12 protein-coding genes are annotated in these 10,763 nt (G+C 53.5%); all 12 read right to left on the bottom strand.

The window, feature by feature from the left end:
- Window positions 1–2: 2 nt before the first annotated feature.
- Genes SP99_RS25230 through gspC form a run of 12 tightly spaced genes read right to left on the bottom strand, consistent with a single transcriptional unit; the run spans window position 3 to window position 10,693 of the window.
- On the bottom strand, window positions 3–779 hold the full coding sequence (locus SP99_RS25230) for a prepilin peptidase (RefSeq protein ID WP_047959596.1): 777 nt from the start codon (window positions 777–779) through the stop codon (window positions 3–5).
- The gene (gene gspM / locus SP99_RS20475) at window positions 772–1,254 is read right to left on the bottom strand and encodes a type II secretion system protein GspM (protein WP_047959595.1); all 483 of its coding nucleotides are present in this window, start codon (window positions 1,252–1,254) and stop codon (window positions 772–774) included. Before gspM ends, SP99_RS25230 begins: the two co-directional genes overlap by 8 nt.
- Complete coding sequence (gene gspL, locus SP99_RS20470; protein ID WP_047959594.1) at window positions 1,247–2,395, bottom strand: type II secretion system protein GspL; 1,149 nt, start codon at window positions 2,393–2,395, stop codon at window positions 1,247–1,249. The genes gspM and gspL overlap by 8 nt, the downstream gene beginning before the upstream one ends.
- Window positions 2,385–3,344: a type II secretion system minor pseudopilin GspK gene (gene gspK / locus SP99_RS20465; protein ID WP_047959593.1), complete on the bottom strand. Its 960-nt coding sequence runs from the start codon at window positions 3,342–3,344 to the stop codon at window positions 2,385–2,387. The genes gspL and gspK overlap by 11 nt, the downstream gene beginning before the upstream one ends.
- Window positions 3,341–3,922: a PulJ/GspJ family protein gene (locus SP99_RS20460; RefSeq protein ID WP_047959592.1), complete on the bottom strand. Its 582-nt coding sequence runs from the start codon at window positions 3,920–3,922 to the stop codon at window positions 3,341–3,343. Before SP99_RS20460 ends, gspK begins: the two co-directional genes overlap by 4 nt.
- Complete coding sequence (gene gspI, locus SP99_RS20455; protein WP_047959591.1) at window positions 3,915–4,271, bottom strand: type II secretion system minor pseudopilin GspI; 357 nt, start codon at window positions 4,269–4,271, stop codon at window positions 3,915–3,917. Before gspI ends, SP99_RS20460 begins: the two co-directional genes overlap by 8 nt.
- The gene (locus tag SP99_RS20450; RefSeq protein ID WP_047959590.1) at window positions 4,268–4,768 is read right to left on the bottom strand and encodes a type II secretion system protein; all 501 of its coding nucleotides are present in this window, start codon (window positions 4,766–4,768) and stop codon (window positions 4,268–4,270) included. The genes gspI and SP99_RS20450 overlap by 4 nt, the downstream gene beginning before the upstream one ends.
- A gap of 2 nt (window positions 4,769–4,770) precedes the next feature.
- Window positions 4,771–5,214, bottom strand: coding sequence for a type II secretion system major pseudopilin GspG (gene gspG, locus SP99_RS20445; RefSeq protein ID WP_047959589.1), 444 nt, complete (start codon window positions 5,212–5,214; stop codon window positions 4,771–4,773).
- Window positions 5,215–5,223: 9 nt separating this feature from the next.
- The gene (gene gspF, locus SP99_RS20440; protein ID WP_047959588.1) at window positions 5,224–6,423 is read right to left on the bottom strand and encodes a type II secretion system inner membrane protein GspF; all 1,200 of its coding nucleotides are present in this window, start codon (window positions 6,421–6,423) and stop codon (window positions 5,224–5,226) included.
- Complete coding sequence (gspE, locus tag SP99_RS20435; RefSeq protein ID WP_047959587.1) at window positions 6,420–7,895, bottom strand: type II secretion system ATPase GspE; 1,476 nt, start codon at window positions 7,893–7,895, stop codon at window positions 6,420–6,422. Before gspE ends, gspF begins: the two co-directional genes overlap by 4 nt.
- Complete coding sequence (gene gspD, locus SP99_RS20430) at window positions 7,892–9,868, bottom strand: type II secretion system secretin GspD (protein ID WP_047959865.1); 1,977 nt, start codon at window positions 9,866–9,868, stop codon at window positions 7,892–7,894. Before gspD ends, gspE begins: the two co-directional genes overlap by 4 nt.
- Window positions 9,869–9,877: 9 nt before the next feature.
- Complete coding sequence (gene gspC / locus SP99_RS20425; protein WP_072060290.1) at window positions 9,878–10,693, bottom strand: type II secretion system protein GspC; 816 nt, start codon at window positions 10,691–10,693, stop codon at window positions 9,878–9,880.
- Window positions 10,694–10,763 lie beyond the last annotated feature (70 nt).

Genomic DNA, 10,763 nt, shown 5'->3' with positions numbered 1-10,763 from the left:
ACTTACAGGGTTAGCCAGCAGAAGTAACCCCAGCCGCTCAATGCGAGCGCAGGACCGAAAGGGAGGGCGCCCGTGAATCGTCTGTTTTTGAACCACAACACCAGCCCACATAAAATCCCAATGATGGACGCCACATAAAGGATTATCGACAGACTTTGCCACCCGGTCCAGGCGCCTGCCGCCGCCAGCAATTTGAAATCGCCGTAGCCGATCCCCTCTTTGTGCCAAATCAGCCAGACGATCCAGTAAAGCAGCCACAGGCTGAGGTAGCCCGCCACGGCACCCAGAACGGCATCTTCACAGGGAATAAGACCTGTCATAAGGTTAAACAGCAATCCAAGCCACAATAAGGGCAGGGTCAGTTTATCGGGCAGTAATAAGTGCTGCGCATCGATGACGCTAAGCGCCAGCGCGAACCAGAAGTAGAGTAAAAGAGCTGAAACAAGCATCAGATTATCAGGGTGAAGGGCGTAGCAGAGAGGGGCCATAACCGCGCAACTCGCTTCGAGCAACGGGTAACGCCCGGAGACAGCGTGTCCACAATGTCGGCATTTTCCCTTCAGATGCAGCCAGCTGTAGAGGGGGATATTGTCATGCCACACCAGAGGTATGCGACAGTGGCAGCAGTGTGACGCCGGCCACCATAAATTTAAGCGGGAAGCGGCGCCGTCAGTGTTGGTCTGTGCGATCATTATCGGTAGCCGCCAGGTGACCATCCCCATGGTGCTGCCTGCCAGTAAGCCAATAACCAGAAAGAGCAGGGCAAGCATACTATCCATTTCGCTTCACCCCGATGGTCAGACGCGTGAGAATAATCGAATCCGCTTTTTGGGGACTGGCATGGAATTCCAGGTCCACAACGCGCAGGCCGTAACTGAGCTGTATCTCCTCGAGCCAGCGCATGAAGCTCTCCATTTCTATGTCGGTGGCGAAGACGCTCAACTCACCTGCGTTTCCCTGCTGTACCGTCGCGACCAGATTCGCTTTTTTGAGGCTATTCCTGATGAGATCGCCCGGTTTACCTGGCGGTTTTTTTTCGGGTAAAAGGCCCGCAGCGGTAACCTGTTTGCTGAACCATGCCGCGTCGTTACGTAAACGTTCACAACGCGACTGCAGTGTATTAATTGTCTGGTCGAGTGGCTGATAGAGGCCAAACCAGAAAAGTATTATCAGGCTACATGCTCCCAGCGTCATGATGAGCCGTTGCTCATTGAGCGGTTTTTGTCTGAAACTGTTCAGCGCAGATTTAATCATTGCGTAACGTCCACTTTCCCTGTTCGTGTTTGTCGATCGTCAAAGAAAATCCTAAGGTGTTCTCTTTGATAAATTGCTGTATCTGGTTTTCCTCAGCGGCATAAAGAAAAAGTCGCAGGGATTTTTGCTGCGGGTTATAGCTCACCCCCTCGAGCGCGATGTCGGGGAAACGGGCCAGACTGGACTGCAGACGAAGCAGAAGCATTAACGGCGCGGGTGAACGCTGCCGTAACTGTTCTGGCAGATAGGATCGCAGATTATTGCTGTGCCGGTTCTCGGGAATGTAGCGTTGCCACTGTTGAGTCAGATTGTCCTTCAGCTGTATTTCCCGCTGCTGAAGTTGCCACCAGGAGAATAGCTGAGTCAGTAGCGCGACTGCCGCTGTCAGAACAACACAGCAAAGGGCGATACGTTTCAGGCGCGATGTCCAGGGGGAAAACGCCACAGGGGGAAGAACGCTGTCATGCAGTAGATTTGCGATCTCCCTTTGCGGATAAAGCGACATGATGTGGCATTCCGGTTTTCCTGACGCGTTTGCACAGGGAGCGGACAACTCGCCGTAGTGTGTAAGCTGTCGGGGAGGGAAGTGCTGCAGGAGGTGAGTTAACCAGGCGCCTGTCAGGCGCGAAACGTAATTTTCGTGCGTCCTGACAAGCCAGGTGTCATCCTCTTTCAGTACCGCCCAGCCGTTTTCCACGTTGGGTATACAGAGCACATCCAGGGTTGCATGCGTCACGTTTAATCCGCAGGCACTGAGTACAGCGAGTTCTTCCTCCAGCCACACTTTCTCCACCCCGACAACAGTGAGTGTCGTTCCTGCGCGTGACAGCAACGTCCAGTGTAGAGCGGGAGCATCCTCGTCGAGCGTCTCATCGGCAAGCCAGTGCAGCTGCCGGTCGGACAGTACGTCCTTTTCATCGAGAACGGTCAGTGTGCGGCAGGTTGCCTTCTCAACCGGAATAAGCAGATGCGTTTCCCGGGCGGCAGACATCCCGGAAAGCTCCGGGAGCTTTTCGCGTGGCAGGATGTGAATCTCTCCATGGCCGCCGTCGTCAAAGAGGGTCCATTCCAGCGGCAACGTTGGCTCGCTGCTCAGGCGGATGACCAGCCGGGCAGTCTCAGGTGGCGTTTTACTCGTCATGTTCGCCGTCCGTAAGCTGGCGCAGATAAATGCCAATGGTTTTCTTCTTGTCGTCATAATAAAAAAAGGTATTCATCCCTGAGCTCAGTTCGCCTTCTCGTGCGCTCGATGTGGTTACAAAATAATGGCTGGTGACGGTCAGGTATTTTTTAAGTGTGTCCACACGTGCTTTGGCCGCGCTGTGATCCTGTTGGGCCTGATAAAGAAAGGCATCGACCGTTTTCCAGCCTTCCCGGGGGCGTTTTTTGAGTAAGGCTTTTGCATCCGACGTGCTGATATCGTTCAGAAAAAGGGCTGCCAGCAGCGGGGCCTGCGCTTCGGTGAGGGTATTGATGTTAATGTTTAACTCGCTGCTGAAGGCAGTACAGACAAAAGGCGCGAGTTTCTGCCAGAGGGGGCCCGTCATCCCTTTGATCGTGCGGATCTCCGCCGGTAAAAAGATCATTTGGTTTGCCGTCAGGGAGTGAATGCCGTTTTGCAGGTAATACTCATCTTCGGCCCCTTTCAGCCGGGGTGATGTATCGGCGTCGATGTAATCTGCAGTAGACTGGATTATCTCTTCTGCGCGGTTTTTTTCCGCGCCCAGCTGATCCAGCAGCGCCTGAAACACGCTGATTTCATAGGGAGGCGTAGCCATGCCTTCAACGGGAGCGTTTTCCAGGGCATTGAGATTGAAGCACTGTTGTCGATCCTCCGTACGCCAGCTGACGGTGGTATCCGCGTCCAGATCGGCCTTGCCGGTTAACCTTTCATCATCATGCTTTAACACGCCAGCGGTGGCTTCCCCTTCGGCATAAAGCAGGGCATATTTTGCCTGCACGCTGGCGTTGGTACGCCGACTACGCTGAAGCTGGGTCTGGAAGCTAAGGGTCATTTCAGCCGCGAGCGCCGCCATCAGCGCAAGAATCATCAACACAATCAACAGCGCAGCGCCTTTCTGAGGATTCATTTTTTATCCTCACGGCGCTGGCCGGTTTGCTGTTTCTCCGGAACCCATCCAGGCAAAATAAAAACACGACGAACGCTTTCACGGTTTTCCCGCTCCAGCGTAATGGCAACGGTGGCTGACGCCGTATTGCCCTCGCCAGCGAGCAGTACAGAGGCAAAACGGGTGATATTCGTCAGCAGGGCTCGCGCGGGCTTGTCCTCTTTCCCGTCAGGAGAGTAACGCACAGCACGGAACAAGGTTCCGTCCTGGACATACCAGTGTACGGTCGTGAGTACGAAAGCGGCTTCGAAAGGGATGTTCGCGTCCCGCATCTGGGTGCTGAAGAGCAACTCATCGGTTCCACTTGCAAAGGTCTGATGAGTCTGGCGATTTTTGCGCGGGACGTATTGCATCAGATCATTTTCCAGCAGCAGAAGGGTGTACTGCAGGGCATGAAAATCACTGGCCAGCTTTTGGGCGCGCTGATGTTGCTCAGATGCCTGAGAAAAGACCATTGAGGCGAGGAAGCTGAGGACCGAGAAAATCGCGATAGCCAGCATGACTTCCAGAAGCGTAAAGCCTCTCTGATGATTAGTCATGCTTCGCCTCTTGCTTCTCTTGTACCGGGCTCCAGGCATAAAGCTTCACCGTTTTACCCCGGGAGGATGTCACGGTAATGTGGTTCAGGGCGGCAGAGGGTACGCCGGTGAGCACCCAGCTAAAAGCGTTTCCCTGCTGGGAGGACTCTCCTTGCTCCGTGGCGGAAAGGACGGTGTGCGTTTTGATTAACTGATTATCCGCCACCCACAGCGCAAGCGTCTCCTGCTTCAGGGTCTCCAGAGCGGAGAGTTGCCACTGCATGCTGGTGACTAACGCCGTTACCGCCGAGGCAAAGATGGCCATGGCCAGTAACACCTCAAGCAGGAGCATTCCACTTTGCGCTTTCATTGCGCCACCTTTAGCGGAGTGATATTCAGCGGCAGAGACCCCGTGCAGCGCACATGCAACAATTTTTCACCGTTTGCACTTCTGAATAACAGCGTGAAGGGCGTTATCTGGCCATCAGGCAGAACGATAATCTGCGGTGTATCGCCCTGTGGCGAGGGGGTAAGCTCGGGCCGCGCTGGGCCATCCCATGCTCCCTGAAGCGGCAAGTTATCGTCACGCTGGATTGCCTCCCACTGCCAGCCAGTACGTGCGCGTTTCTGTGGAACGTAGAGTAACCATCCTTCTTCAGACACCAGCAGGGCAACCGCATGTTTTTCCAGCAGCGCCAGATCGGCAGCATACTCAACGGTTTGTCTGAACATGTCGACACGCTGACGTAGCTTTCCGCTCACGCTTAAACGTTCACTTTGTATGGCCGTCACGCCTGCGACGGCCGCCGCGAGAATGACAATCACCAGCATTACCTCCAGCAAGGTAAATCCCTTTTCCTGAGCCATGTTCAGCGCGATTTTTTGTCGTTATCCCAGTTGTTAATGTCATCCGCCGTACCGATTTCACCATCCGGGCCGGTTGAGCTGATATCGATTGCACCATGTTCACCCGGGCTTATCAGGACATACTCATTGCCCCACGGATCCGCGGGAAGACGGCGAATATAACCTTCGGGATTGTAATTTACCGCGAGCGGCGCGAGCGTCGGGGCCACAACCAGTGCGTCCAGACCCTGGTCTGTTGTGGGATAACGATGGTTATCCAGCTTGTACATATCCAGCGCATTTTCGAGAGCGACTATGTCGCTGACCGCTTTTTGCCGGTCCGCACGATCTTTGTTGCCCATCAGATTGGGCACCACCAGGCTCGCCAGAACGCCCAGAATGACAATGACCACCATAAGCTCCATCAGGGTAAAACCGCGTTGCGTTTTAAACGTTTGTCTTTCCATAGCCTTTCCTCAGTTCATCAATGAGTTGAGTTGTAAAATGGGTTGCATGACCGCCACCACGATAAACAGAACGATGGCGGCCATGACGACAATCAGCGCCGGTTCAAAAATCGCCAGCGTCAGGGTGATGCGGTTCTGTAACCGGACGTCCTGGTTATCCGCTGCTCGTTGCATGAGTTCTCCGAGCTGACCGCTTTTTTCCCCGGAAGCGATCATGTACAGCATCATTGGCGGGAAAATGGCGGTTTTCTCAAGAGACTGGCTCACGCTGTTTCCCTGGCGCACGCGCTCGGCGGCGTCACTCAGTCGCTGCCGTATCTCCTGGTTACCCACGCCTTCCGCTGAAAGTGACATCCCCTGCAGCAACGGCACGCCGCTGACGTTGAGGATGCTGAGGGCGCGTAAGTACCGGGCGCTGTCGATAGCGCAGACCAGTGGTGCAGTAGCGCGAAAGTGAATCAGCAGACGATGAAACCGGTGGCGGTTGCCTTCCCGCTTCAGCCAGTATGAAAACAGGCCACCACCCACAAAGAGCAGACCTAAAATCCCCGGACCGTAGACCGACAAAAAGTCGCTGATCGCGAGCAGTATCCGGGTCGTGAGCGGCAGTTCGTGTTTGAGATGAATAAACTGTGCCGCGACGTTGGGCACGACGGTGGTGAGTAAAATCACCACCACCACAATGGCGACGATGGTCAGCAGAGAGGGGTAGATCAGCGCCTGCATCAGTTTGCTATGCATTCGCTGGCGGGCTTCATTAAAATCAGCCAGCCTTTCCAGCACGGCGCCAGCCTTGCCTACCGCTTCACCTGCTTTTACCAGCGTGCAATACACCGTATCAAAGACCCGGGGGTGCTGTTGCATTGCGCTGGAGAGTGACTGTCCTTCAAGCACAGCCTGACGAAGCGAGCCGATCACGCCGATAAGATTCTTGTTCTCTTTCTGCTGCTGAATCGCGGCGAGTGCTTCATCCAGCGGCAGAGCCGCAGCCATCAACGTGGCAAGCTGACGCGTAAAAAGTGTCAATTCGCCATGACTTACCCGTGCCGGTGACCATCGTACTGTCAGCTTGCGCCGCTGCTGTTTGATGGACTGCGGCAACAGGGACTGACTTCGCAGTTGGGCGACCAACTCCCGCTCGGAGCCAGCATCACTCACGCCAGTATGGCGATTCCCTCTGGAGTCCGTGGCTACCCAGCGAAATTTCATTCACCTTGCTCCGCTGATATCTGCCAATCGGACGTAACGCGCAGCACCTCCTGCAGTGAGGTCAACCCTTGCGCGGCTGCTCGCAATCCGTTTGCCAGTAAGCTGCGATGGTTCTGGCGCTGGAGCTGTTCAAGCTGTTGCTCGTTGACCTCTGCGTGTACGGCCTGGCGAATTTCAGGCGTCATCACGAAGAGTTCATGAATAGCCAGGCGGCCCTGATAGCCGCTCTGACGGCAGGCCGGACACCCAGCGGCTTGCCAGAGTTGCGTCGCGGTGACCCCCTCAGCAACGAGTAGTTGAAGTTGTTGAGCGGTGAGGGGATGCGGTGTTTTGCACTGATGACACAGTCGCCTGACCAGGCGCTGTGCGATCACGCCGACAAGCGATGAGGAGAGCAGGAAAGATTCCGTGCCCATATCCCGCAGGCGGGTCACCGCACCGCTGGCGCTGTTGGTATGGAGGGTTGAAAGAACAAGGTGCCCGGTCAGCGAGGCCTGAACCGCGATCTGAGCCGTTTCAGCATCGCGGATCTCACCGACCATCACCACGTCAGGGTCCTGACGTAAAATCGCGCGTAATCCGCGGGCAAAAGACATATCCACGCGGCTATTTACCTGTGTCTGACCGATGCCTTCCAGCTCGTACTCAATTGGGTCTTCGACGGTAAGTACGTTACGTTCCGGACTATTAAGGGCGGAGAGAAGCGCATACAGCGTGGTACTTTTTCCGGAGCCGGTGGGGCCTGTGACCAGAATAATGCCGTGCGGCAGGGCGATAAGGTGCCGGAGATCGCGCATGTCCTCTTCAGACATATCCAGCTTATCAATAGAGAGCCGCAGACTACTTTTATCCAGCAGACGTAAAACAACCCGTTCGCCGTGCTGTGAGGGCAGCGTAGAGACACGAACATCCACGTTGCGATGACCAATTTTTAAGGTGATACGACCGTCCTGAGGCAGTCTCTTTTCGGCAATATCCAGTTTGGCCATAATTTTGATACGGGAGATGAGCAGCGCGGCCAGCTTTTTATTGGGTTGAACCACCGGACGCAATACTCCGTCCACCCGAAAGCGGATACTCATCGTTGTTTCAAAGACTTCAATATGAATATCCGACGCGTGCTCCTTAAGCGCTTCGCTAAGCACCGCATTAATCAGCCGGATCACTGGCGCGTCGGACTGCTCGTTGAGCAGGTCTTCATTCGTGGGGATCTCATCGGAAAGCGCACTCAGATCGTCCGAATTATTCATATCTTCGGCAATAAGCTGGGCTGAACCACCAGAGGGTTGATAGAGTTGCTCCAGCTTTTCCGTAAACTGTTGCGAAGCGAGCCGGGTAAACTGCGTGCAGTCGCGGGCCATGGAGGCAACCTCAAGCATATGCTCAAGCGTGGTGCTGGTCGTGTAGAACAGTTCCTGCTGCTGAATGGCAATGCCATAGCGTTGTGCTTTTTTCCAGGCAAGCGGGCTCACTTCGCTTCACCCCCGCTGAAAGGGTTTTTAGCGGCAGGCATTGCAGGCGTGTTATTAAACGCCCGGTCATCCAGCGTTTCGATATCATCTACAGTAATGAGTTTGCCGCTGCGCTGGTCGCTTCTCTCTTTCTGCATCTCTTTGAAGCCCGTGTATTTATCCCGTGACAGCGAGCGAAACACCTCGTCATCCCGGATAATGGTCGGGCGGATAAAGACCATCAGATTGCGTTTGCTTTTTTCATTTGAGGTGTAACGGAAAAGTTGCCCAATCAGGGGAATGTCGCCCAGCAGAGGGACCTTGGAAACTTCCTGTTTGCTTGCGTCATCCATTAAACCGCCAAGCACAACGGTTTCACCGCTCTTCACCAGTACGGCATTCTGAATGGTGCGGGTATTGAATGTCGGCCCAAGTGATGAGGAGGTGGCAGATGTGTCGACGCTGGATACCTCTTGCTCGATCTCCATCAGCACCGAATCGCCCTCATTAATCTGCGGGGTGACTTTCAGCTTGGTGCCAACTGTTTTACGTTCGACGGTGCTGTAAATATTATCGCCTGAGGTGGTCTGGGAGCCGGAAAGTACGGGAACATCCTGGCCCACGTTGAACGCCGCTTCTTTGTTATCGAGGGTGACGATGCTGGGTGTCGAGAGAATATCGTTTTTGTTGTCGGTATTCAGCGCTGTCAGCAGCACGCCCCAGTCGCCATTAAAGAAGCCTGCCGCGAGACCGTTATAATTTTTAAAGAGGTCGTATGCCGGATTGTCGCTGGTAATGCCGCCCTGAGCTTTAAATTCGCTGATACCTTGCGCGGCGTTAAAGATAGGGAGACCGGTTTTGGTAAACTGCTGAGCGCCCACGTTTTTATTAGCCCACTGCACGCCCAGATTCAGCCCTTTGCCGTCCTGCACTTCTACGATGATGGCTTCAACCAGCACCTGCGCCCGTCGGATGTCCAGTTTCGCGATGACCTCATCCAGCTGCTGAAGAATCCCCTGGTCGGCGGTGACCACCAGGGAGTTCGTCTGTTCGTCGGCAGTAATGGATATACCGTTGCCGCTGCTGGTGGTCGTTTTCGCGGCGCCGTTTTTCTCCTCAGTCAATTTTTGCGTGACGCCCGTCAGGACCTCGACAAGTTTGTCCGCTTTGGCATATTTCAGATACCAGACGCGGGTATTGCCTTGCCCCTGCTCTTGCGTGTCGAGACGTGAAACGAGCTGTTGGATCCGCGCTCGTGCGCGGTCTGACCCACTGATAATGAGGGCATTCGTTCTTTTGTCGGCAACGACTCGCGTCTGGAGTGTGGCGGGTTGGGCCTCTTTTCCACTCTCGCGCGCCAGGTCATTGAGCACGTCAGCCAGATCGCTGGCCGATGCGTATTTCAGGGGGATGACCTGCTCTTTTTTATCACCCATCACATCGACCCGTTTAACGACCTCAAGCAGACGATTAACGGTTGATGCCTTGCCGGTGATGATCAGCGTGTTTGAGGGTTCATAATGCACGACGTTACCCACGTTCCCGCCATCCAGCATCTGACGCAGCAGCGGGGATAACGCCCGAGCGGGAACATTTTCCAGCGAAACGATACGCGTCACCAGTTCATCCCCTCTGCCGGGCATAGACCCATTCGTGAGTTTTCCCGGCAGGGTCTTCACCTTTTCAGAACGAACCACTTTCAGTAAACCATTATCAAGGCTTATAAGTGAAAAGCCATACAGGTCGAGGACGCTCAGGAAAAACTGGTAATACTCCTCTTCATTAAATGTATCTGCACTTCTGACAGAAATCGTCGCTTGAACATCGGGATCAATCAGAATGGTCTTCCCCATGTTTTGGCCCACAATGCTGACAAAGGTTCGAATATCCGCCTCATTAAAGTTTGCAGTGTAGTCAGCGGGATATCCGGGTTTCGCGGTGATGGCGAGCAGAAAGAGCAGCGAAAGGGCTCTCCTTTTCCGGGTAGAAGGCATCCTTACCATTTAATTTTCCTTTCCTTCCTGGAACTGCTGAACGGAAACATTAATCACCAGAGGCAATGATTTCCGTATCAGAGTGAATTGAACGCGCTGAAGATGGTTCAGTACGTCCTGCGCTTTTGCGATGTTCTCCCGCTTCGTCAGTGAAATATTATTCAGCTGAACGGCGATATCACCGGGTTCAAGGGAGGCATGTGCGAATGATGTGGCATTCTTCCGGGGTAACAGACGTAATCCGCGCAAGGCATATTTATCTTCTACGGGACTGGTCTGGATATACTCCGACAAGGCAATGTTCGTCCGAGCCTCATTGCCAGAGATCGGTTCGGTGGGCGCGTCAGACACACTCAGTTCTGAAAGCAGCGTGAGCTGCTGTTCGTGCCCGCCGGAGGAGAAAGTGACCTGATTTTGAGAGATCGCTTTGATACGAACGGTATTCGCTGATTTAAGCGTCTCATTAACCGAATAGACATTCTGTTCTCCTGCCTCCTGCAGGATCGCTCGGGAGGTTAATTTATCCGAACTGTGAATAATACCGCGTAAACGGATATCAGGCAGCCGGAACGCCTCTGTTCTCGTTGTCTGTTCCATTTTAATCGTGTCTGACGCGGTTGATGATAATTTCCATTTATATTTATTTGTTAGTGTATTTGCTAAATTTATATTTTTAACCTTTTGTTGTGTTGAATTATTTTCAGACCAGAGGAAATATGCGGCGTTTATGCAGGCTAACATTGTTATAATACATGTGAATATAATGACGCCGCACAGAATGCGATAAAGAGGAGCGTTGGTTAAAGCTCTAAATATAGCTGTCATGAATTTATCATTTAATATGACTAAAAAACACAATCTATTTATTGTTAAGGATGGCGATAATATAATTCGG

This window comes from Enterobacter sp. BIDMC92 (genome assembly GCF_001030225.1).
Taxonomy (GTDB): domain Bacteria; phylum Pseudomonadota; class Gammaproteobacteria; order Enterobacterales; family Enterobacteriaceae; genus Enterobacter; species Enterobacter sichuanensis.
Note: the sequence above shows the minus strand (reverse complement) of the source record. Positions and strands in the feature narration are given on the sequence as shown.

Bases quoted from the DNA above. Each gene is read 5' to 3' on its own strand.
- SP99_RS25230 (WP_047959596.1), bottom strand. From the start codon at position 779: ATGGATAGTATGCTTGCCCTGCTCTTTCTGGTTATTGGCTTACTGGCA.
- gspI (WP_047959591.1), bottom strand. From the start codon at position 4,271: ATGAAAGCGCAAAGTGGAATGCTCCTGCTTGAGGTGTTACTGGCCATG.
- gspG (WP_047959589.1), bottom strand. From the start codon at position 5,214: ATGGAAAGACAAACGTTTAAAACGCAACGCGGTTTTACCCTGATGGAG.
- gspD (WP_047959865.1), bottom strand. From the start codon at position 9,868: ATGCCTTCTACCCGGAAAAGGAGAGCCCTTTCGCTGCTCTTTCTGCTC.
- gspM (WP_047959595.1), bottom strand. From the start codon at position 1,254: ATGATTAAATCTGCGCTGAACAGTTTCAGACAAAAACCGCTCAATGAG.
- SP99_RS20460 (WP_047959592.1), bottom strand. From the start codon at position 3,922: ATGACTAATCATCAGAGAGGCTTTACGCTTCTGGAAGTCATGCTGGCT.
- gspF (WP_047959588.1), bottom strand. From the start codon at position 6,423: ATGAAATTTCGCTGGGTAGCCACGGACTCCAGAGGGAATCGCCATACT.
- gspK (WP_047959593.1), bottom strand. From the start codon at position 3,344: ATGAATCCTCAGAAAGGCGCTGCGCTGTTGATTGTGTTGATGATTCTT.
- gspL (WP_047959594.1), bottom strand. From the start codon at position 2,395: ATGACGAGTAAAACGCCACCTGAGACTGCCCGGCTGGTCATCCGCCTG.
- gspC (WP_072060290.1), bottom strand. From the start codon at position 10,693: ATGACAGCTATATTTAGAGCTTTAACCAACGCTCCTCTTTATCGCATT.
- SP99_RS20450 (WP_047959590.1), bottom strand. From the start codon at position 4,768: ATGGCTCAGGAAAAGGGATTTACCTTGCTGGAGGTAATGCTGGTGATT.